General features: G+C 74.1%; 21 protein-coding genes. 5 read left to right on the forward strand and 16 right to left on the reverse strand.

Annotation, left to right across the window (positions count from 1 at the left end; translation table 11 throughout):
• The first annotated feature begins 5 nt into the window (after positions 1–5).
• Together EV385_RS32290 and EV385_RS32295 are read left to right on the forward strand one after the other, a co-directional pair.
• On the forward strand, positions 6–464 hold the full coding sequence (locus EV385_RS32290; RefSeq protein WP_130512881.1) for a hypothetical protein: 459 nt from the start codon (positions 6–8) through the stop codon (positions 462–464).
• 125 nt (positions 465–589) lie between these two features.
• Complete coding sequence (locus EV385_RS32295; protein WP_130512882.1) at positions 590–1,339, forward strand: maleylpyruvate isomerase family mycothiol-dependent enzyme; 750 nt, start codon at positions 590–592, stop codon at positions 1,337–1,339.
• A 129-nt stretch (positions 1,340–1,468) separates the two neighbouring features.
• Here the strand turns inward: EV385_RS32295 and EV385_RS32300 are convergent, their stop codons facing one another.
• From EV385_RS32300 to paaN, 11 genes are all read right to left on the reverse strand, one after another.
• Complete coding sequence (locus tag EV385_RS32300) at positions 1,469–2,104, reverse strand: SAM-dependent methyltransferase (protein WP_242625196.1); 636 nt, start codon at positions 2,102–2,104, stop codon at positions 1,469–1,471.
• A 114-nt stretch (positions 2,105–2,218) separates the two neighbouring features.
• Complete coding sequence (locus tag EV385_RS34705) at positions 2,219–3,241, reverse strand: methyl-accepting chemotaxis protein (RefSeq protein ID WP_207230034.1); 1,023 nt, start codon at positions 3,239–3,241, stop codon at positions 2,219–2,221.
• 112 nt (positions 3,242–3,353) lie between these two features.
• On the reverse strand, positions 3,354–4,412 hold the full coding sequence (gene paaE, locus EV385_RS32310) for a 1,2-phenylacetyl-CoA epoxidase subunit PaaE (protein WP_130512883.1): 1,059 nt from the start codon (positions 4,410–4,412) through the stop codon (positions 3,354–3,356).
• Position 4,413: 1 nt separating this feature from the next.
• The gene (paaD, locus tag EV385_RS32315) at positions 4,414–4,917 is read right to left on the reverse strand and encodes a 1,2-phenylacetyl-CoA epoxidase subunit PaaD (protein WP_207230035.1); all 504 of its coding nucleotides are present in this window, start codon (positions 4,915–4,917) and stop codon (positions 4,414–4,416) included.
• A complete protein-coding gene (gene paaC, locus EV385_RS32320; protein WP_130512885.1) occupies positions 4,914–5,825 on the reverse strand; it encodes a 1,2-phenylacetyl-CoA epoxidase subunit PaaC in 912 nt (303 codons plus the stop codon). The genes paaD and paaC overlap by 4 nt, the downstream gene beginning before the upstream one ends.
• Before the next feature lie 7 nt (positions 5,826–5,832).
• Positions 5,833–6,129, reverse strand: a complete 297-nt coding sequence (gene paaB, locus EV385_RS32325; protein ID WP_207230036.1) for a 1,2-phenylacetyl-CoA epoxidase subunit PaaB — start codon at positions 6,127–6,129, stop codon at positions 5,833–5,835.
• On the reverse strand, positions 6,122–7,063 hold the full coding sequence (paaA, locus tag EV385_RS32330; protein ID WP_130512886.1) for a 1,2-phenylacetyl-CoA epoxidase subunit PaaA: 942 nt from the start codon (positions 7,061–7,063) through the stop codon (positions 6,122–6,124). The genes paaB and paaA overlap by 8 nt, the downstream gene beginning before the upstream one ends.
• Positions 7,060–7,923: a 3-hydroxyacyl-CoA dehydrogenase family protein gene (locus tag EV385_RS32335; RefSeq protein WP_130512887.1), complete on the reverse strand. Its 864-nt coding sequence runs from the start codon at positions 7,921–7,923 to the stop codon at positions 7,060–7,062. Before EV385_RS32335 ends, paaA begins: the two co-directional genes overlap by 4 nt.
• Positions 7,920–8,702, reverse strand: a complete 783-nt coding sequence (locus EV385_RS32340) for an enoyl-CoA hydratase/isomerase family protein (protein WP_130512888.1) — start codon at positions 8,700–8,702, stop codon at positions 7,920–7,922. The genes EV385_RS32335 and EV385_RS32340 overlap by 4 nt, the downstream gene beginning before the upstream one ends.
• Positions 8,702–9,922: a thiolase family protein gene (locus EV385_RS32345; RefSeq protein ID WP_130512889.1), complete on the reverse strand. Its 1,221-nt coding sequence runs from the start codon at positions 9,920–9,922 to the stop codon at positions 8,702–8,704. The genes EV385_RS32340 and EV385_RS32345 overlap by 1 nt, the downstream gene beginning before the upstream one ends.
• On the reverse strand, positions 9,915–11,600 hold the full coding sequence (paaN, locus tag EV385_RS32350) for a phenylacetic acid degradation protein PaaN (RefSeq protein WP_130512890.1): 1,686 nt from the start codon (positions 11,598–11,600) through the stop codon (positions 9,915–9,917). Before paaN ends, EV385_RS32345 begins: the two co-directional genes overlap by 8 nt.
• A gap of 97 nt (positions 11,601–11,697) precedes the next feature.
• Here paaN and paaI point away from each other — a divergent pair, with 97 nt between their 5' ends.
• Positions 11,698–12,111 (forward strand): hydroxyphenylacetyl-CoA thioesterase PaaI, encoded by a 414-nt coding sequence (paaI, locus tag EV385_RS32355; protein WP_130513711.1) that lies wholly within the window; start codon positions 11,698–11,700, stop codon positions 12,109–12,111.
• Entirely contained in the window at positions 12,108–12,767 is a 660-nt protein-coding gene (locus EV385_RS32360; protein WP_130512891.1) for a TetR/AcrR family transcriptional regulator, read from the forward strand. The genes paaI and EV385_RS32360 overlap by 4 nt, the downstream gene beginning before the upstream one ends.
• Before the next feature lie 6 nt (positions 12,768–12,773).
• Here the strand turns inward: EV385_RS32360 and iolB are convergent, their stop codons facing one another.
• The 5 genes from iolB to EV385_RS32385 all read right to left on the reverse strand — a co-directional run bounded on the left by iolB (position 12,774) and on the right by EV385_RS32385 (position 18,058).
• Entirely contained in the window at positions 12,774–13,706 is a 933-nt protein-coding gene (gene iolB / locus EV385_RS32365) for a 5-deoxy-glucuronate isomerase (RefSeq protein ID WP_130512892.1), read from the reverse strand.
• Between the two features lie 123 nt (positions 13,707–13,829).
• Positions 13,830–15,071 (reverse strand): MFS transporter, encoded by a 1,242-nt coding sequence (locus EV385_RS32370; protein ID WP_130512893.1) that lies wholly within the window; start codon positions 15,069–15,071, stop codon positions 13,830–13,832.
• 133 nt (positions 15,072–15,204) lie between these two features.
• Positions 15,205–15,801, reverse strand: coding sequence for a GNAT family N-acetyltransferase (locus tag EV385_RS32375; RefSeq protein ID WP_130512894.1), 597 nt, complete (start codon positions 15,799–15,801; stop codon positions 15,205–15,207).
• 43 nt (positions 15,802–15,844) lie between these two features.
• Positions 15,845–17,371 (reverse strand): APC family permease, encoded by a 1,527-nt coding sequence (locus EV385_RS32380; RefSeq protein ID WP_130512895.1) that lies wholly within the window; start codon positions 17,369–17,371, stop codon positions 15,845–15,847.
• 36 nt (positions 17,372–17,407) lie between these two features.
• Entirely contained in the window at positions 17,408–18,058 is a 651-nt protein-coding gene (locus EV385_RS32385; protein WP_130512896.1) for a GOLPH3/VPS74 family protein, read from the reverse strand.
• A 388-nt stretch (positions 18,059–18,446) separates the two neighbouring features.
• On the opposite strand from EV385_RS32385, the gene EV385_RS32390 reads away from it, so the two are divergent.
• Positions 18,447–19,220 carry a dioxygenase family protein gene (locus EV385_RS32390; RefSeq protein ID WP_165449682.1) on the forward strand — a complete coding sequence of 258 codons (774 nt, stop codon included), beginning with the start codon at positions 18,447–18,449 and terminating at the stop codon, positions 19,218–19,220.
• Positions 19,221–19,274: the final 54 nt, after the last annotated feature.

Consider the following 19,274-nt stretch of genomic DNA (forward strand, 5'->3'; position numbering starts at 1 on the left):
CGGCGATGACGAGCACCCTCACGAGTGGTGACCCGCTCACCCTGTCGCGGGAGGCCGACCGCCTGGAGGAGTCGGGACGGCTGGCCGAGGTCGAGCAGCTGTGGCGCGGCGCGCTGTGCGGATCCGAGCAGCTCGCCCGGTTCGCCAGGTTCCGGCTCGTCGAGCTGCTGGAGCGGCTCGGCCGCGACCGCGACGTCGAGCAGATCTGGCGTGCGGCCGCCGAGGCCGGTGACTCGCTGGCCCGCATCCACCTCGCGGTGTTCATGGAGCAGCGTGGTGAGCTGGGCACCGCCGAACGGCTGTGGCGCGAGGCGGCCGCCGACGGCGAGCAGCGCGCCCGCCGGCGGCTCGTGGACCTGCTCGCACGGCAGGGCCGCGTGGCCGAGGCCGCGAGCGTGTGCCAGCAGGCGCTGGCCGCGGGAGACGGCACGGCCGCCGCCCGGCTCAGCAGCCTGCTGCGGTAGCGGCGCGCGGAAGGGGCGGCCGTCACACTCGCCGGGGCGTGTGATCGCGCCCGGTGGCGCCGGTGGCAGCGTCAGGGCAGCCGCGGCCGGGCAGACCGGTCCACCACCCGCGAAGGCAGGCGGTCATGAGCTTGTCGTATGTCACCTACCGCACCGCGATCGACCGGGAGACGCACCGCCTCGTGCGGGCCACCACCGGCGCCGCTCCGGCGACCCCGGTGCCCGGCTGCCCGGACTGGACCCTCGCCGACCTGCTGCGGCACACCGGGAACCTGCAGCGATGGTTCACCGTGCTGCTGCGCGACCTGGCGCAGCAACGGCCCGCCCGCCCCGAGATCGACCCGGACCTGCCGGCCGACCCGGCGCGGTATCCGCACTGGCTGGCCGAGGGCGCGGCGGCGGCCGATCAGGTGTTGCGGGACACCGACCCCGACGCGCCCATGTGGGCGTGGGGCCCCGACCACCACGCCCGGTTCTGGGCCCGCCGGATGCTGCTGGAGACCCTGGTCCACCGCGTCGACGCGGAACAGGCGCTGGGCCTGCCCGCCGAGATCGACCCCGTCCTGGCCGCTGACGGCGTCGACGAGTTCCTCACCAACCTGCCGTACGCCACGCCGTTCGCCCCGCACGTGGCCGGGCTGCGCGGCGCCGACGACGTGATCCGCTTCGAGTGCGCGGACCTGGACCGGCAGTGGGCGGTGCGCCTGCGCCCCGACGGCTTCGGCCTCGATCCGGACGCCGGCACCGCGCACGCGACCGTCCGGGCGGGCGCCGCGGAACTGCTGCTGTTCGTGTACGGCCGGCCCGGGTCCGGCGCCAGCCGCCACGGCGACGCGGCCCTGCTCGACCGGTGGTGCGCGAACTCCCGATTCTGACGGCCACCGGCGCCACCGGCCGGTCAGGCGGTACGGCGGATCCACGCCACGCAGGTCTGGTCGACCTTCGTGGTCTGCAGCTCCGCCGGGTCGGAGAGGGCGCGGATCCGCACGATGATGTCGATGCCGTCATGACGGCGGCGCCGCGGCCCGCCGGCGGACCTTCACGGTGCTGTCGGTGCGCGTCACCGGCCGTCCGTCGGGGCCGTCCTGCACCCGGTCGTGTTCCGCGCACACCAGGACCTCCCACTCGTGCGGGGCGAGCCGCAGATCGGCCAGCACCTCGGCGGGCTTCGGCAGGCGCAGGTCGCCGTGGTCGTGGCGGTCGGCCCAGGGTGCCGGATCGGCGTGCCCCTCGACCAGCAGCAGCCCGCCCGGGGCGACCCGCGCGGCGGCCTCCCGCAGGATCCGTTCCCGGGGCAGGTCCCCGTGCGAGTGCAGGAACTGCGCCGACACCAGGTCGTAGGCCCCCTCCGGTAGCCCGGCGGCCAGATCGCGGTGCTCGAACGTGACCCGATCGGCCACCCCGGCCGCCGCGGCGTGCTCCGCCGCCCGGGCCAGCGCCACCCGGGAGATGTCCACCGCGGTCACCCGCCAGCCGTGCCCGGCCAGCCAGATCGCGTCCCCGCCCTCACCGCAGCCCAGGTCCAGGACGGTGCCCGGGGTCAGGTCGGCAACCTCGCGCACCAGCGCGTCGTTGGGCCGGCCGCTCCACACCCGGTCGCTGCCGGAGTACCGGTCGTCCCACATCTTCTCGTCGCTCACCAAGGCAGCGTGCGCCGTCGCGGCCGGTACGCCAACCTGCCGTGCCGAACCGGCAAAAGCGAAGTCCGGCCGCCGACCCGTGCGGGTCGACGGCCGGGACCGGGGGTTCTCGGTTCAGAGCTTGAAGCGGCCGACCGCCGACTGCAGCGCCGTACCCGCGGACTTGAGCTCCTGGGCGACCACGCCGGTCTCCTCCATGGTGGCCGTCGCGCTCGTCCGGGTCTGCGCGATGACGGCCATGGCCTCGGCGATCTCGCCGGCCCGGGCGCTCGCCGCGACGATGCTGCCGGTCATCATCCCGGCGGTGGCGTGCTGCTGCTCGACCGCGCTGGCGATGGTCGTCTGGTAGCCGTTGACCCGGTCGATGACCTCACCGATCTCGGTGATCGAGGAGACCACGCCGGACGTGTCGGCCTGGATGGTGCCGACCCGGGCGGTGATGTCCTCGGTGGCCTTGGCGGTCTCCTGAGCCAGGTCCTTGACCTCGCTGGCGACGACCGCGAAGCCCTTGCCCATCTCACCGGCGCGGGCGGCCTCGATGGTGGCGTTCAGGGCCAGCAGGTTGGTCTGCTCCGCGATCGAGGTGATGACCTGCACGACGTCGCCGATCTGCGCGGACGACTCGCCGAGCTTGGTCATGATGCGGCTGGCGTCGACCTGGGCCGCCATCGCGGCGGCGGCGACCGTGACGGCCTCCGAGGCGCTGCGGGAGATCTCCTGGATGCTGGCGCCCATCTCCTCGGAGCCCGACGCGAGCGTCGAGATGTTCTCCGACACCTCCTGCGAGGCGCGCAGGATGTCGCCGGACGCCTGCACCGAGCTCTGCGCCCCGGTGACCAGCTCGTTGACCAGGTCACCGAGCCGCACCGCGGCGGTCGAGAGCCGGGTCGTCTCGGCGCCCGCCTCACGGACCACCCCGGCGAACGCGTCCAGGACCCCGTTGACCGCGGCCGTGGCGCGTGCGGCCTCGCCACGGCCCCGCAGCTCGGCACGGACGGCGAGGTCGCCGGCCACCGCCCGCTCCAGGACCTCCGCGGTGTGGGCGAGCGCGGCCCGCCGCTGCCGGTCACCGCGGACGACCACGGCGAGGCCGATGAGGGCGAGAGCCGCCACCGTGGCGAGCAACGAGACAGCCATGAGGACACTCCCGACTTCGCGGCCGGCACCACCCTGTGGCCGACTCCGGGTTATCCATCGGTTGCGGCGGGGTCACGCTTGAGCGTTTTCCCGCCCTGGATCAACGGCTGGATCAGTCGTCGAAATCCACGATCACCTTGGCCGACGTCGGGGTGGACTGGCAGGTCAACACGTACCCGGCGGCGACCTCCGCGGGCTCCAGCGCGAAGTTGCGCCGCATCCGCACGTCGCCCTCGACCACCCGGGCGCGGCAGGTGCCGCACACCCCGCCCTTGCAGGCGAACGGCAGGTCCGGCCGGGACCGCTGGGCGCCCTCCAGGATCGTGGCGTCCTCGGCCACCGTCACCGTGGTGGAGCGGCCGTCCAGCACGACCGTGACCTCGCTGCTGGGGCCGGCGACGGTGGATTCGCCGCGCACCGGCTCCGGGGGCGCCTCGTCCACCCAGAACAACTCCCGGTGGACCTGCTCCGACGCCACCCCGAACTCGCCGAGCACGTGCTGGGCGTCCGCGACCAGGCCGAACGGCCCGCACAGCCACCAGTGGTCCACCCCCGCCACGTCGATGAGCAGGGGCAGCAGCGTACGCAGCTTCGCCGCGTCCAGCCGCCCGCTCAGCAACTCCACCTCGCGGGCCTCGCGCGACAGCAGGTGGATCAGCTCCAGCCGGGACGGGTGGGCGTCCTTCAGGTCGGCCAGTTCCTCGGCGAACATCACCGTCTCGGCCCGGCGGTTGCCGTACAGGATGCTGACCTGGGCGTCGGAGTGGCTCAGCAGCGACGCCGCGATGGACAGCAGCGGGGTGATGCCGGAGCCGGCACCGATCAGCACGTGCCGGCCGCCGGCCTCGACGTCCGGGGTGAAGGTGCCCGAGGGCCCGGCGACCTCCACCTCGTCGCCCGGGCGCACCTCGTGCACCAGCCAGTGGGACACCAGGCCGCCGGGCACCTCCCGCACCCCGATGCGCGGCGCGGCGCCGACCGGGGCGCAGATCGAGTACGTGCGGCGCTCGTCGGCGCCCCCGACCGCGTGGCGGACGGTCAGCGACTGCCCGGGCCGGAACGTGTACGCGTCAGCCAGCTCGGGCGGCACGTCGAAGGTGACCGCCACCGCGTCGGCGCAGAGCCGCTCCACGGCCGCCACCCGCAGCCGGTGGAAATCGCCAGCGGCCACGTCAGATCTCCTTCACGTGCTCGAACGGTTCCCGGCAGGCGGGGCAGCGGCGCAGTTCGCGGCAGGCGGTCGCGCTGAACGCGGACACCTGCTCGGTGGACGTGTGCCCGCACCGGGGGCACGGCACCGCCCCGGGACGGGAGCCCAGCACCAGTGGCACCGGACCGCTGGAGCGCCGGGGCGCGGGGCCGGGCGGCGCGATCCCGGCGGCGGCGAGCTTGGCCCGGCCCGCCTCGGTGATCCAGTCGGTGGTCCAGGCCGGCGTCAGCACCGTGCGCACCTCGACGTCGGCGAACCCGGCGTCGCGCAGTGCGGCCCGCAGGTCGGCGTGGATCGCCTCCATCGCCGGACACCCCGAATAGGTGGGGGTGACGGTCACCAGGACCTGGCCGCCCACCTCTTCGACGCCGCGCAGGATGCCGAGGTCGGCCAGGGTCAGCTGGGGCAGCTCCGGGTCGGTCACCGTGGCCGCCACGGCCGCGGCGGTGACCGTCGGGGCGCTCACCAGGCACCCCCGGGCACGGATCGGGCCAGCGCCTGCATCTCGTCGAGAATCTCGGCCAGCGCCGGTGTGTGCTCGCCGTGCCGCCCGGCAGCCCCGGAGTAGACGGCCCCGCCCGGCGCGGCGGCCACGCCGGCCGGCGCCGTCGGGACGGTGCCGGTCAGCGTCGCCGCGGTCAGCACCTGGGTGAGGACCGCGTCGAACTCGCCGCGCAGCCCCGCCGGGTCGACCGCGAGACCGTCCGCCGCCAGGTCCGACTCGACCGGGTGCGGCCGGAACAGCTCACCGGTCAGCGGCGCCACCGCGTCGGCGGCGGCCCGCATGCGCTCGTGCGACAGCGCCGTGCCGTCGCCGAGCCGCACCACCCACTGCGCCGCCCACTCGCGGTGATAGGTCAGCTCCTTCACGCCCTTGGCGGCGATCGCGGCCAGCATGGGGTCACGGGTGGCGGCCAGCCGGTCGAACAGCGCCAGCCGCCACGTCGCGAACACCAGCAACCGCGCGACCAGGTGGGCGAAGTCGTCGTCCGCCCGCTCGGCCAGGCACACGTTGCGGAATTCCGGCGCGCCCCGCTGGTACGCCAGCGCGTCCTCGTCGCGCCCCGCCCCTTCCACCTGCCCGGCCCGGGTCAGCAGCAGCCGCGCCTGGCCGAGCAGGTCCAGCCCGATGTTGGCCAGTGCCAGCTCGTCCTCCAGTTCCGGCGCGCGGGTCACCCACTGCTGCAGGCGGTGCGACATGATCAGCGCGTCGTCGCCGAGCATGAGGCAGTACGCGGCCAGCCGCTCCCGGTCAGCGCCGTCGGGCACGGCGGTGTCCACCCCCGACAGCGGGTCGGCGAAGCCCGTCCCGTACGCCCAGCGGGCATCGTCCTCGTGATCGGTGAGCGCCTCGTAGGCGACGTCGAAACCCATGGCGGCCTCAGATGTGCGGTACGGACTCGGGAATGGAGTAGTACGTCGGATGCCGGTACGCCTTGTCCCCGCTGGGCGCGAAGAAGGCCTCCTTCTCCCCCGGCTGGGAGGCGGCCACCTGGTCGGCGCGCACCACCCAGATGCTGACGCCCTCGTTGCGGCGGGTGTACAGGTCCCGGGCGTGGTGCAGGGCCATCTCGTGGTCGGCGGCGCGCAGCGAGCCGACATGCACGTGGTTCAGGCCCCGCTTGGCGCGCACGAACACCTCGAACAGCGGCCACTCGTGCCGGATCTCGTCAGTCATTGCCTGCGCCTCCTCCGCGCTTCGCGGCATGGGCGGCCGCCGCCTCACGAACCCAGGCGCCGTCCTCGTGGGCCTCGCGGCGCCGCGCGATCCGCTGCCGGTTGAGCGGCCCGTCGCCGGAGATCACCCGTTTGAGCTCCGACCAGTCCACCGCGCCGAAGTCGTAGTGCTCCCGCTCGGGATTCCAGCGCAGATCCGGGTCGGGCAGGGTGACGCCGAGCGCCTGCGCCTGCGGCACGGTCATGTCGACGAAGCGCTGCCGCAGCTCGTCGTTGGTGTGCCGCTTGATCTTCCACGCCATCGACTGCGCGGTGTTGGGCGAGTCGGCGTCCGGCGGCCCGAACATCATCAGCGACGGCCACCACCACCGGTCCACCGCGTCCTGCACCATCGCCCGCTGCGCCGCGGTGCCGCCCATCATGGTCAGCAGCAGCTCGTAGCCCTGCCGCTGGTGGAACGACTCCTCCTTGCAGATCCGGATCATGGCCCGCGCGTACGGCCCGTAGGAGCTGCGGCACAGCGGCACCTGGTTGCAGATCGCGGCGCCGTCGACCAGCCAGCCGATGACCCCGACGTCCGCGAAGCTCAGCGTCGGATAGTTGAAGATCGACGAGTATTTCTGCCGGCCCTCGATGAGCCGCACCGTGAGGTCGCCGCGGTCGGCGCCGAGGGTCTCGGCCGCCGAGTACAGGTACAGCCCGTGCCCGGCCTCGTCCTGCACCTTGGCCAGCAGGATCGCCTTGCGCCGCAGCGACGGCGCCCGCGTGATCCACTCCCCCTCGGGCTGCATTCCGATGATCTCGGAGTGCGCGTGCTGCGCGATCTGCCGGATCATCGTCTTGCGGTAGCCGTCCGGCATCCAGTCGCGCGGCTCGACCCGCTGATCCTTCTCGATGGTCTCGGTGAAGACCCGCTCTTGCGCATCGGTCGTCATCGCGCCTCCCCCCAGGTGTAGAAGCCCTGCCCGCTCTTACGGCCGAGTTCGCCACGGGCGACCTTGTCCCGCAACAGTTGCGGCGGCGCGAACCGGTCCCCCAGCTCGCGCTGCAGGTGCTCGGCGATGGCCAGGCGCACGTCGAGGCCGACCAGGTCGGTCGAGCGCAGCGGGCCCATCGGGTGCCGGTAGCCCAGCTCCATGGCCCGGTCGATGGCCTCGGCGGAAGCGACGCCCTCCTGCAGCATCCGGATGGCTTCGAGGCCGAGCAGCACCCCGAGGCGGCTGGTCGCGAAGCCGGGTGAGTCACGGACCACCACCTCGGTCTTGCCGAGGGCACCCACCCAGCCGACCGCGGCGTCGCGGACGGCGTCGGCGGTGCGCGGCCCGACCACGACCTCCACCAGGTCGCTGGCCGGCACGGGGTTGAAGAAGTGCATGCCGACCAGGCGTTCGGGATGGCGCAGACCGTCGGCGAGGCCGCCGATCGACAGCGAGCTGGTGTTGGTGGCCAGCACGGCGTGCTCGCCCACCACCGCCTCGGCGGCGGCCAGCACCCGCGTCTTGAGTGCCGCGTCCTCCGGGACGGCCTCGATGACCAGCTCGGCGGCCGGGGGCACGGCGGCCACCTCGGCCGCCACCTCGACGCGGTCCAGCACGACCGTGGCGTCGTCGGCGAGGCGGCCCCGCTCGGCGGCGCGGCGCAGTCCGGTCGCGATCCGCTCGCGGGCCGCCGCGGCGGCCGCCGGGTCCCGCTCCACGAGCGTGACGGTGGCCCCGGCCGCCGCGAACACCTGGGCGATCCCGGCACCCATCCGGCCGCCGCCGACCACCGCGAGGATCTTCGGTACGGCGTTCACGGCCGCTCTCCCGTCAGGAAGGCGTCCATCCGGGCGCGCTTGTCATCGGATTCGAACAGGATGGCCTGGGCCAGATCGTCGGTGACCGGGTGGGCCCCGGAGGCGTCGGCGACCAGCTTGGTGAGCCGCAGCGCCAGCGGGCCGCTGCGGGCCATCCGGTCGAGCAGGGCGTGCGCGCGCGGGAGCAGCTCCTCGGCGGGCACCACCTCCGCCACCAGCCCCAGCCGGTACGCGTCGTCCGCGGAAAGCCGCCGCCCGGCCAGCAGCACCTGCTTGGCGACCGACGCGCCGAGCAGGTCCCGCAGCCGCCAGCACGCCCCGGCGGCGGCGAGAATCCCCAGCCCCGGCTCCGGATTGCCGAACGTCGCCGAGGGAGACGCCAGCCGCAGGTCGCAGGCGTACGCCAACTCCGCGCCGCCGCCCAGGGCGTACCCGTCGACCGCGGCGAGAGTGGGCATGGGCAGCCGGGCGATCCGGTCGAACAGCCGGCTGTTGATGCCCTGCAGCGCCTGGTCGCGGCCGCGTTCGCGCAGCTCGGCGATGTCCGCACCGGCGGCGAACGTGCCGCCGTGGCCGGTGAGGATCAGCAGCCGGGGCCGCTCCTCCAGGGCGGCGCAGACCTGGTGCAGGTCGCGGACCATCGCGGCGTTGATGGCGTTGCGCGCCTCGGGCCGGTGCAGGGTGACCACGACCCGGTCGGCGAGCTCCTCGACCAGCAGGGTGCCGCCCGGTGACGCTGACGCGGCGTCGTGGGCGGCGGTCGCTCCGGTGGCCGTCATCAGGGCCGCTCCAGCAGCATCGCCACGCCCTGGCCCACGCCCACGCAGAGGGTGGCCAGGGCCCGGCGGGCGTTCTCGCGTTCCATGCGGCCCAGCAGGGTGACCGCCAGCCGGGCACCGGAACAGCCCAGGGGGTGACCGAGCGCGATCGCCCCACCGTCGGCGTTGACCCGGTCCTCGTCGAGCTTGAGGCGACGGATGACGGCGAGGGCCTGCACCGCGAACGCCTCGTTGAGCTCGACCGCGTCGAGGTCACCGACCTGCCAGCCCGCGCGGGCCAGGGCCTGCTCGGTCGCCGGCACCGGGCCCAGGCCCATGAGCTGCGGCGACACGCCGGCGCTGGCCGTGGTGACGACGCGGGCGCGGGGGGTCAGACCGTACCGGCGGACCGCGTCGGCGCTGGCCACCACCACGGCGGCCGCGCCATCGGACAGCGGCGAGGACGTTCCGGCCGTGACCACGCCGCCGGGCCGGAACACCGGGCGCAGGGCGCCGAGGCGCTCCAGGCTGGTGTCGCGGCGCGGGATCTCGTCCGTGCCGAACTCGCCGCCGGTCACCGGCACGGGCACCACCTCGTCGCCGAAGCGGCCCGCGTCGATCGCGGCCACGGCGCGCTGGTGGCTGCGCAGCGCGAACGCGTCGCTGTCCGCGCGGGAGATCCCGTCCAGGGCGGCGACCTCCTCCGCGGTCTCACCCATGCTCAGGGTCACCCGGCGCTGCTCCGGGCCCGCGTCGCCGGGCACCGCCCGGTCCGCCTCCGCGAACCGGGGGTTGGTGAAACGCCAGCCCAGGGACGTGTCGGCGACCTCGCCGGGGCGCGCCCACGGCGTGCCCGGCTTGGCCATCACCCACGGGGCGCGGGTCATCGACTCGACGCCACCGGCCACCACGACGTCCGCGTCACCGGCGCGGACGGCCTGCGCGGCCGCGCCGATCGCGGTCAGGCCGCTGGCGCACAACCGGTTGACCGTGTACGCGGGCACCGCGTCCGGCAGGCCCGCCAGCAGCACCGCCATCCGGGCGACGTTGCGGTTGTCCTCGCCGGCCTGGTTCGCCGCGCCGAGCACCACCTCGTCGAGGGCGTCGACCGGCACCCCGGCGCGCCGCACGGCCGCCCCGACGACGAGGGCGGCCAGGTCGTCGGGGCGCACGCCCGCCAGGGCGCCGCCGTAGCGGCCCTGCGGCGTGCGGACCCCGCCGACCAGGAACGCCTCAGGCATCAGCGGCCTCGACGTGGTGGCGCGACTGCACCGTGAAGAAGCGGCCGGTCACGAAGTACGCGTCCGTCAGCGACGCGGTGGCGGCCGGGTTGGCGCCCGTGCCGTGCAGGTCGCTGAACGCCGCGGTCTGGTTGACGAAGACCCCGCCGGTGAGGTTCTCCGCCAGGTGCACGCCCGCGTCCAGGGCGGCCTCCCGGGCCTGCTCGACGACCTGCGGAGAGGTCGAGTACACCGCGGCGGTCAGCGCGCCGTGCTGGCGCACCGTCTCGGTGAACACCCGCAGGCTGTGCGCGGTGGACTCGGTGGCGATGACGAACGAGACGGGGCCGAACCACTCCCGGGTGTAGATCTTCTCGTCGGCGGCGTCGAGTCGCGCGACCACCGGGGTGCGGATGGTCGCGTTCGGGAACTGCTCGTCGGCGACCGCGGTGGAGGGGTGCACGACCCCGGCGGCGGAGCCCGCCTCGGCGATCCGGGCCAGCACCCCTTCGTTGACGATGGCGCCGAGCGTGCCCGCGGCCCGCTTCGGGTCGCCGAGCAGCTTGTCCAGCGCCGCGGCCAGGTCGGCCGCGAACTCGTCGGGGCTGCGCCGCCCGGCGTCGGTGTCGAAGCCGCCCGCCGGCACGAGGAAGTTCTGCGGGGTGGTGCACATCTGGCCGCTGTAGAGCGACAGCGAGAACGACAGATTGCGCAGCATGGCCTTGTAGTCGTCGGTGGAGTCCACGACGACCGTGTTGAGGCCGGACTTCTCCGTGTAGACCACGGCCTGACGGGCGTTGGCCTCCAGCCAGTTGCCGAACTCGCTGGAGCCGGTGAAGTCGACGATCCGGACGTCCGGGTGGGTGGCGAGGGTGGCGGCGATGCCGTCGCCGCGCTCCTCCACCGCGAGGGTCACCACGTTGGGGTCCAGGCCGGCCTCGGTCAGCACCTCCCGGGCGATCTGCACCGTGATGGCCAGCGGGAGCACCGCGCCCGGGTGCGGCTTGACGATGACCGGGTTGCCCGTCACCAGGCTGGCGAACAGGCCGGGGTAGCCGTTCCAGGTGGGGAAGGTGTTGCACCCGATCACCAGGCCGACGCCGCGCCCGACCACCGTGCTGGTCTTGGCCAGCCGCAGCGGCTCACCACCGCGCTGCGGCTTCGCCCAGGTGGAGACGACCGGGACGCGGGTGGTCTCGGCCAGCGCGTACGCCACCGCCTCGAGGCCGCGGTCCTGGGCGTGCGGGCCGCCCGCCTGGAACGCCATGACGAACGCCTGGCCGGTGGTGTGCTGCACCGCGTGCGCCAGCTCGAACGAGCGGGCGTTGATCCGGCGCAGGATCTCGGCGGCGACCCCGGCCCGCCCGTACGGACCCGCGGCGCGCCAGCCCGGGGTCGCGGCGCGGGCCGCCGCGACCAGGGCGGCCGGGTCGGCCCGGGGGTAGCTCACGCCGAGCTCGATCCCGTACGGCGAGCGCTCCGTGGAGACGGTGCCCGTGGCGCCGGGAACCTCGATCGGGAACTGCTTGCCGAGCAGGGCGGTGAACGCCCGCTCACCGGCGGGGGCGGCGTCCTCCCCGTACACGGATTTGCTGGGTGATTCGGGATAAGCCGACCAGTAGTCCCGGGCGCCGGCCGCGGCGATCGCCTGATCCAGCAGCTCGCGATGCTGCTCGTAGAGATCGGCGGGGGTTGTCATCTGGCCTCCTGAGGTGTTGGCTTACCCTAAATATCTACCGTCCGGTCGGTTGGTTATCAAGGGTTTCGGATGTCCAGCCGAGGGAGAGCGGGTGAGGATGGCACGGACCGCAGCGCACGAGATGTTCGACCGCGACGCCGCCTCGCGCGGCCTGGGCATGGAACTGATCGGGGCCGCCGACGGCGCCGCCGAGGTCCGGATGCCGGTCACTCCAGCCATGGTGAACGGCCACGACATCGCCCACGGGGGATTCGTGTTTCTGCTGGCCGACACCGCGTTCGCCTGCGCCTGCAACAGCCACGGCCCGGTCACCGTGGCCGCCGGCGCCGACATCGCCTTCCTGCGGCCGGTCCGCACGGGCGAGGTGCTCGTGGCGCAGGCCCGCGAACGCGTCCGGCAGGGCCGCACCGGCATCTACGACGTCACCGTGACCCGCGAGGGCACCGACGAGGTGGTGGCCGAGTTCCGCGGCCGCAGCCACGTCGTGCGCGCGCCCGGGGCGCCCCGATGACCGGGGCCGCCGGCAACCCGCCGGCGCGTTCCCCGCTCCCGCGTGCCGAGCGGATCCCGCGCGAGGGCGCCCGGCCCCGCCGCGGGCGCCCCGGTCACGACCAGGACGCCGTGCTCACCGCCGCCGTGCGGCTGTTCAACGAACGCGGCTACGAGGCCACCAGCATGGGCGAGCTGGCCGAACGCCTCGGCATCACCAAGTCGAGCATCTACCACCACGTCAGCAGCAAGCAGGAGCTACTGCGCATGGCGGTCGACCACGCCCTAGACGGGCTGTTCGAGGCCGCCGACGAGGTCCGCGCCGGGCACACCCCCGCGATCGAACGCCTGGAGTTGCTGATCCGCCGCAGCGTGCTGGTGCTCGCCGACCGGCTGGAGTACGTGACGCTGCTGCTGCGGGTGCGCGGCAACACGGCCGTGGAGCAGCAGGCGCTGCTGCGCCGCCGGGTCTTCGACGCGATCGTGACCGATCTCGTGAAACAGGCCCAGGCGGACGGCGCCCTGCGCCCAGACGTGGACCCCGCGACCGCGGCCCGCCTGCTGTTCGGCATGGTCAACTCGCTCATCGAGTGGTACAGCCCCGCCCGGGGCGCCGCCGAGCCGCTGGCCGACACGATCACCGCGATCGCCTTCGACGGGCTGCGCACCCGGCCCTGAGCTCGGCTACCGGAGTCCGCTCGCCGGGCCGGGCCGGCGGCGCCGGCGAGCCGTCGCGGAGGTCATCGGCAGGCGCGGGTCGACCGGCTGGCCGGACCAGGCGGCGCGCACCCACGCGTGGGCCGGGTCGTCGCAGGCCAGCCACCGCCGCTGACCCGGCCCGGCCATGACGTTGAGGTGGTACAGGTCGTAGCCGGGCGCGGCCATCGTCGGGCCGTGCCATCCGTACGGGATCAGCACGGCGTCGCCGCCGCGCACCTCGGCGCACACGTCGATCGGGCGGTCCGGGTGGCCGTACGCGCGCTGGTATCCCACCCCCGCCGCGCCGGACGGCGACGCACCCACCTCGAAGTAGTAGATCTCCTCCAGCGGCGCCTCCCCCGGGCGCGGCTCGTCGTGCTTGTGCGGCGGGTACGACGACCAGTTGCCGCCGGGCGTGATCACCTCGCACACGATGAGCCGGTCGGCGTCGAAGGTCTCCGGGGTGCAGACGTTGTTGACCTGGCGGCTGGCCTGACCGGCGCCGCGCAGTTCCACCGCGACGTCCTGGGCGGCCCCGTAGCGGAACGGCAGCCGGCGGCTCGCCCGCGCGCCGGGCAGCGCGAACCGGCCGCCGCTGGGGGCGCGCACCGTGACGGTCGCCTCCCGCGGCAGGTACGCGAAGTCGCTGATCCGGGAGAACACCGAGTCGCGGCCGGTCAGCGTGACCCGCTCGTCGTCGCAGGTGACGTCGCAACCACCGGCCAGTGGCAGGACGAGCATCTCGTCGGCGCCGGTCGTGAACGTCGCCCGGGTGCCGACCGACAGGTCGAGCACGCGCAGCCCGCAGTACCGCCAGCCGGCCGACTCCGGTGTCACGACCAGCTCGAACGGCGGCTGCCCGGTACTGCCCCGGGGCACCAGAGGGCCGATCTCGCGCGGTGCGTCGTCCGGGGGCATCCGGTTCCCTTCCAGGACGGTCGGGTGAGCTGAGCGCGGCCGGCACGCCGGAATGGGGGGCAGGTCAGACGTACGCCCTCACTGACATCGATGTAAGAGCGTCCCGGCCCGCCGCGTCAATAGCTACGGGCGCCGGCCGCTCGACGCCACGAACGGGATGACCGCCAGCGCGAGCACGCCGCCGATGACCGACAGCGTGGCGTAGCTGGTCGCGCTCATGATCATGCCGCTGGCGATGCCGCCCCCGGCGCCGGACAGCGCGACGCAGAGGTCGACGGTGCCCTGGGTCTTCGCCCGCGTGCTCGGGGGCGCCGCGTCGGTGACGATGGCGGTGCCGGAGACCAGACCGAGGTTCCAGCCGAGGCCGAGCAGCCCGAGGGCCAGGGTGAGCAGGGCTACGGAGGACTCGGGTGCGGTCGCCGAGACGACGCCGGCGGCCAGCAGCGTGACGCCGGACGCCACGGCGACCGGGATGCGCCCGACCCGGTCGACGAGGACACCCGTGATCGGCGACGGCAGGTACATCCCGGCGATGTGGACGGCGATGACCAGGCCGGTGGCGCCGAGCCCGTGGCCGTGGTCCTGCATGTGCACCGGAGTCATCGTCATGACCGCGACCATGACCAGCTGGGTGAGGACCATCGTGGCGGCGCCCGCGGTGACGCTCGCCCTGAACCGCGGCGAGCGCCCCGGTGAATCGCCCGGCCCCGGGACGGCCTCACCCCCGGGCAGGGCTCGGGCGACCTGCAGCGGGTCGGGCCGCAGCAGGACGAACAGGACCGCCGCGGCGATGCCGTAGCCGACGGCGGCTAGCACGAACGGCCCGGCCAGCGCGGGGATGTGCCACTGTTCGGCGGCGCGGCCGGTGACCGTGACCAGGTTGGGGCCGACGACCGCGCCCAGGGTGGTGGCGACGAGTACGGCGCTGACCGCGCGGCCGCGCCGGTCCGGCCCGACCAGGTCGGCACCGGCATACCGGGCCTGCAGATTCGTGGCGGTGCCCGCGCCGTAGACCAGCAGCGACACCAGCAGCAGCGGGACGTTGTCGAGGCTGGCGGCGAGCACGACGCCCACCCCGCCGAGTGCCCCGGCCAGGTAGCCCGCGGTCAGGCCGGCGCGCCGGCCGAGGCGTTGCGACAGGCGTCCGATCAGCAGCGCGGCGGCCGCCGAACCCGCGGTGAACAGGGCGGAGGGCAGGCCGGACAGGCTGGTGGTGCCGAGCATCGACTGCGCCAGCAATGCGCCGACGGTGACGCCGGCGGCGAGTCCGGCGCCGCTGAACACCTGGGACGCCATGACGACCGCGAGGGTGCGGCGGTGCAGGGCCGCAAGGTCGGCGGTCGACTCGACGTGGGTGGTGGCCATCAGGAGGGTGTCCTTCCGCCGCGGCTGATCCCCTGATGATGGTCGATCACCGGGACCGGTGGCCGGAGGGGTCCGCACCGTCGAGGGCGGGCCGCCCGGGAGAACGGCCGTTCTCCCGGGTCGGCGCCCAGGATCAGGACGCGGGCCGCCACATGCGGAAGAACGGCGTCCCGTCGGGCAGCGGAATCTCGAACGTCGCCATGTCGGTGTAGCCGTGCCGCCGGTACAACCGGACGTTGTCGCCGTTGGTGGCCTCCAGGTACGCGGGCACCCCGGCCGCGTCCAGCTCGGCGTGGGTGTGCGCCATCAGCGCCCCGCCCAGCCCCCGGCGCTGCGCACCCGGGTGCACCGCCAGGAACGCCAGATGCCAGTGCGGCTCGTCCGGGTGGTGCGTGTCGAACAGCTCGTCGAGCGCCCGGAACCGCTCCAGGTACGGCCCGGCCAGCGCGGCGAGCCGGGCATGGTACGACGGCGGCTCGGGCGTCTTGCCGGTGCGGTCGAACCACACCGCCGTGGCGGCCGGGCCGTCGGCTCCGGGCACCACGTCGACGCGGCCGTGCCCGGCGGCGTGCTCGGTGTACAGGGTGAAGTAGTCACCCATGACGCGCAGCCGGTCACCGCCGTCCGGAACCAGGTAGTGGTTGGCGTCGAGCCGGTCGAACGACAGCGCGACCAGGGCACCCACGGCGCTGAGTTCGGCGGCGGCGGCCGGGCGGATCGCCGCGTTCATCGCCGGGCCTCCGGCTGTGCGGGCCGGGCCGGAACTGTCGCGCTCACCGCTTTGCCTCCTGCTCGCCGGCCTGTCCGAGGACCGCCGCGAAGCCGCGCGGGGCCGCGGTGACGCTGCGGGCGCCGAAGCCGATCCCGGCGTACACCTGGGGGCGGGCGGTGCGCAGGATCAGCGCCCACGCGACCCCCACCAGGGCGACGGTCCCGAAGGCCAGCGGCACCACCCAGGTGGGTGCGGATCCGGGCGCCACGCCGAACAGGATCGCGATGTTGGTCAGCGCCAGGTACGTCATGACCAGCAGCAACGCGGTGCTGATCAGTGGCGCGCCGACCCGGTGCCAGGCGTCCTCGCCGGCGGGCTGGCGGGCGAAGTACCCGAGCACGGCGACCGAGGTGAGCGTGATCAGCAGCAGGACTCCGATGCCGCCGCCCGTGCCGCCCCAGAAGAACAGCTGGACCAGCGGATCCCAGCCCGCGAACGCGTACAGCCCGATGACCACCAGGCCGAGGGCGGACTGCGCCAGGGAGCCGTTCTTCGGCGCGCCGGTGCCCGGCACGGTCCGGCCGAACGCGCGCGGGAGCACCCCTTCGCGGCCGAGGGAGAACGTGTACCGGGCGATGATGTTGTGGAAGGAGATCATGGCGGCGATCAGGGACGTCAGGAACAGGGCGTGGCCCAGGTGCAGCGCCAGGGTGCCGATCCGGTCGGCCGCCAGGTTGAAGAACAGCTCGGGACCCTCGGTACCGGCCCGGCTCACCGCCTCGGGACCGGCCGCCGAGATCATCGCCCAGGCGGCGAAGCCGTACAGGACGGCGATGAGGGTGATGGCGAGGTAGGTGGCCCGCGCCACGGTGCGCCGGGGGTCGCGGGACTCCTCGCTGAAGACCACGGACTGCTCGAAGCCGACGAACCCGGTGACCGCCATGACCAGCAGGGCGCCCGCTCCCGCGCCGACCAGGCCGCTCGGGTCGAGCGGGGCCGCGGCGGGCTGGAACCCGGGAGAGCTCACGTCCGCGAGGGCGAACGCCACGACGAGCACGATCTCGGCGACCAGCAGCGTGGCCAGCACCTTTCCGTTGACCGCGACGTCGCGTACCCCGAGGACGGCGACCAGGGCCCACGCGCCCAGCGCCAGCACCCACCACTGCACGTCGACGCCGAACCAGTCCGCGAACAGCGGCGCCGCGATCGCGCCGAACCCGCCGTACGCGGCGATCTGGAACATGTTGTACGCCACCAGCGCGACCCACGCCGCGCCGACGCCCAGCGGGCGGCCCAGCCCGCGGGAGACGTAGGCGTAGAACGCGCCCGCGTTGGCGATGTGCCGGGCCATGGCCACGTAGCCGACCGAGAACACCGCCAGCACCAGGGCGACCGCGGCGAACGCGACCGGGATGCCGGTGAGGCCGGTGACGGCCAGGCCGGTGGGGACCACGCCGGCGACGACCGTGAGGGGTGCCGCCGCCGACATCACGAAGAACACGACGGCGGCGACGCCGAGGCGGTCGCGGGCCAGGGCGGTGGAGAGGTTGCTGACCGCCGGGGCGGTGGTGGTTGCGGTGGTGGACACGCGCGTCTCCAGCAGGGGGTGAGGGATGGGTGGGTGTCAGGCGCGGCGGGCCATCACGGCGTCGCCCACCGCGGCCTCGGCGTGCCCGACCAGCTCCTGGAGCATGGCCGGCAGCCGGCGGCGTAGCTGGTCGAACAGGTGCTCACGCTCGCGAGCGTCGTACGTGACGAGCAGGTGCTGGTCGAGGCCCGTGGCGAGGATGAGCCCGGCCAGCACGAGGTCGGGGATGTCGAGCAGCTCACCGCGGCCGACCGCCGTGCGAACCCGGCTGCCGGGCCAGCCCGCGACCGCGTTGTCCACCGGCACGTACGTGACCCGGTGGCCCCGCAGCCCGCGCCGCTCGTGGCGGTGGACGAGCCCGGCGCGGCTGAGCCGGCGGGCGACCAGGTCGGTGGCGACCCCGGTGGCCAGGAACGAGATCCATTCGCGGACCTGCCGGTGTTGCGGCTCCCGGATGAGCTGTTCCAGCACGGCCGTGGTGGCGGCGTCGGTGGTGGGCCGGTCGTCCACTATGGTGATCCGCCCGTCGCGCAGGTCCAGCCGCCGCCACAGGATGAGCTCGGCCAGCAGGCCGGCGGCCAGGCCGAGGCCGAGGGTGGCGGGGCTGAGCAGGCACCGGCCGCGCGGGGTGTCGTGGGCGGCGAGGAACAGGTCGTCGGCGAGTGGTAGCTGCGGCGGTGACGCCACTGCCCGTCTCCTCTCGGCCGGCTGTCGCCGCCCGGCGGGCGGTGCGTCGGCAGGTACGGTTCGTCGCCGCGTCGGTGGCCGCCCCGGGCCGGGTGTGTCCATCCCTTCATCACGGTGCGCTGTCCCCGCGCGACATCGCGTAGCATGCCAGCGCCACTGGCAGTGCGCAATGTCCACGGCGGACAGATCGGGCGTCCGATGTGGACGTTGCGTAGATGAACGTCGACACCCCGCACGGAGCTGCGGGGATAGGCAGCCGCCGGCAACTGTTGCGGTGGGCGTAACAGGAACTTCACGCGAGCGACGCGATCAAGGCGGCGTTAGTTGACGAATCAAATAAACCGGCGTACTGTCGGTTTAGTTGAAGCGTCAACCTGAAGGACTTGTCATGAACACCCACATGCCCGCGCTGTTCCTCAGCCACGGCGCGCCCCCGCTGGCCGACGACCCGCTGTGGGTGGCCCAGCTGCAGGCCCTGGCCGCCGGGCTGCCCCGCCCCCGCGCGATCCTCGTCGCCTCGGCGCACTGGGAGTCGGCGCCGCTCATGCTGGGCGCCACCACCCCGGTCCCCCTCGTGTACGACTTCGGCGGCTTCGCCCCCCGCTACTACCAGGTCCAGTACCAGGCCCCCGGCGCGCCCGAGCTCGCCGACCGGGTGGCCGCGCTGATGCCGGACACCGAGACGGTCGCCCGCACCGACCGCGGTCTCGACCACGGCGCGTACGTCCCGCTCAAGGTCATGTATCCGGACGCCGACATCCCCGTGCTGCAGATGTCGCTGCCCACCCTGGAGCCGGACCGGCTGCTGGAGCTCGGCGGGCGGCTGACCCCGCTGCGCGACGAGGGGGTCCTCATCGTCGCCTCCGGCTTCACCACGCACGGCCTGCCGTTCCTGCGCGACTTCCGGACCGACGCCCCCGCCCCCGGCTGGTCGCGCGAGTTCGACTCCTGGGCGGCCGAGACCCTGGCCCGCGGGGCGGTCGACGAGCTGGCCGACTTCCGCGAGCGGGCCCCCGGCATGCCCTACGCCCACCCCACGATCGAACACTTCGCCCCGGTGTTCCTGGCCCTGGGCGCCTCCGGAGATCCGGAGCGGGCCCCCGGGCAGCCGATCGACGGCTTCTGGATGGGCCTCGCGAAACGCTCGCTGATCATGGCCTGACCACGGACTTTCAGGGTTTTCCCAGCGGGAACCGGGAAAATCGGTGGCATCTGA

It is taken from the genome of Krasilnikovia cinnamomea, from assembly GCF_004217545.1.
GTDB classification, from domain to species: domain Bacteria; phylum Actinomycetota; class Actinomycetes; order Mycobacteriales; family Micromonosporaceae; genus Actinoplanes; species Actinoplanes cinnamomeus.

Excerpts from the sequence above, each read along its gene's own strand:
- EV385_RS32340 (WP_130512888.1), bottom strand. The coding sequence starts at position 8,702 with ATGACGGCCACCGGAGCGACCGCCGCCCACGACGCCGCGTCAGCGTCA.
- EV385_RS32345 (WP_130512889.1), bottom strand. The coding sequence starts at position 9,922 with ATGCCTGAGGCGTTCCTGGTCGGCGGGGTCCGCACGCCGCAGGGCCGC.
- EV385_RS32375 (WP_130512894.1), bottom strand. The coding sequence starts at position 15,801 with ATGAACGCGGCGATCCGCCCGGCCGCCGCCGCCGAACTCAGCGCCGTG.
- iolB (WP_130512892.1), bottom strand. The coding sequence starts at position 13,706 with ATGCCCCCGGACGACGCACCGCGCGAGATCGGCCCTCTGGTGCCCCGG.
- EV385_RS34705 (WP_207230034.1), bottom strand. The coding sequence starts at position 3,241 with ATGGCTGTCTCGTTGCTCGCCACGGTGGCGGCTCTCGCCCTCATCGGC.
- paaB (WP_207230036.1), bottom strand. The coding sequence starts at position 6,129 with ATGACTGACGAGATCCGGCACGAGTGGCCGCTGTTCGAGGTGTTCGTG.
- EV385_RS32290 (WP_130512881.1), top strand. The coding sequence starts at position 6 with ATGACGAGCACCCTCACGAGTGGTGACCCGCTCACCCTGTCGCGGGAG.
- EV385_RS32390 (WP_165449682.1), top strand. The coding sequence starts at position 18,447 with ATGAACACCCACATGCCCGCGCTGTTCCTCAGCCACGGCGCGCCCCCG.
- EV385_RS32370 (WP_130512893.1), bottom strand. The coding sequence starts at position 15,071 with ATGGCCACCACCCACGTCGAGTCGACCGCCGACCTTGCGGCCCTGCAC.
- paaI (WP_130513711.1), top strand. The coding sequence starts at position 11,698 with ATGGCACGGACCGCAGCGCACGAGATGTTCGACCGCGACGCCGCCTCG.
- paaC (WP_130512885.1), bottom strand. The coding sequence starts at position 5,825 with ATGGGTTTCGACGTCGCCTACGAGGCGCTCACCGATCACGAGGACGAT.
- paaN (WP_130512890.1), bottom strand. The coding sequence starts at position 11,600 with ATGACAACCCCCGCCGATCTCTACGAGCAGCATCGCGAGCTGCTGGAT.
- EV385_RS32360 (WP_130512891.1), top strand. The coding sequence starts at position 12,108 with ATGACCGGGGCCGCCGGCAACCCGCCGGCGCGTTCCCCGCTCCCGCGT.
- EV385_RS32295 (WP_130512882.1), top strand. The coding sequence starts at position 590 with ATGAGCTTGTCGTATGTCACCTACCGCACCGCGATCGACCGGGAGACG.
- paaA (WP_130512886.1), bottom strand. The coding sequence starts at position 7,063 with ATGACGACCGATGCGCAAGAGCGGGTCTTCACCGAGACCATCGAGAAG.